General features: G+C 53.2%; 1 pseudogene. It reads right to left on the reverse strand.

Features of this window, described 5'->3' with window-relative positions:
- Positions 1-412: pseudogene (locus IEW48_RS16915) on the reverse strand (transposase); the annotation flags it as partial.
- Between the last annotated feature and the right edge of the window lie 133 nt (positions 413-545).

The raw sequence follows: 545 nt of genomic DNA on the forward strand, positions 1-545 counted from the left end.
CATACTTTTTCCGGTAATACGCGCGAAATGTCGCATCATGCCGTTGTACCGAGTTGGCAGCCTCCACTAGGTAGTAACGGAGATAGCGATTGCCGGAACGGATGAGGGACGTCTCTTCAGCTTGGAACCGACCGGACTGATGCTTGGACCAAGTCAGACCTGCATACTTTGCTAAGGCAGCTTGGTTGTCAAAGCGTTCAATTTGCCCAATTTCGGCCAAGATGCCAGCGGCATAGACGGGACCAATGCCGGGAATCGTTTGCAACGTATTCGGTATGCCTTCCAAATGGCGGGTGATCGCTTTGTCGAGCGCTTTGATTTGCGCCTGAAGACTGCGAATAGACTGAATCGACAGCCCTAAAAGCAAATCGATGGAATCCTCGACACACTTGGAAAGCCGATACGACGAACGAGCCGTGTGGAAAAACATCGCCGGGTGCCAGCTGTAGACCGAAGTGGCTTCCATCCCGATGAGAATTTCGGATGGTTGGCGCTGGTTGGCCCACAGGAGGATTTGATCGCGAAGGGAGGTTGCGCCAAGGAGA

Origin of the sequence: Caldalkalibacillus thermarum, from assembly GCF_014644735.1 — a bacterium.
Classification (GTDB): Bacteria; Bacillota; Bacilli; order Caldalkalibacillales; family Caldalkalibacillaceae; genus Caldalkalibacillus; species Caldalkalibacillus thermarum.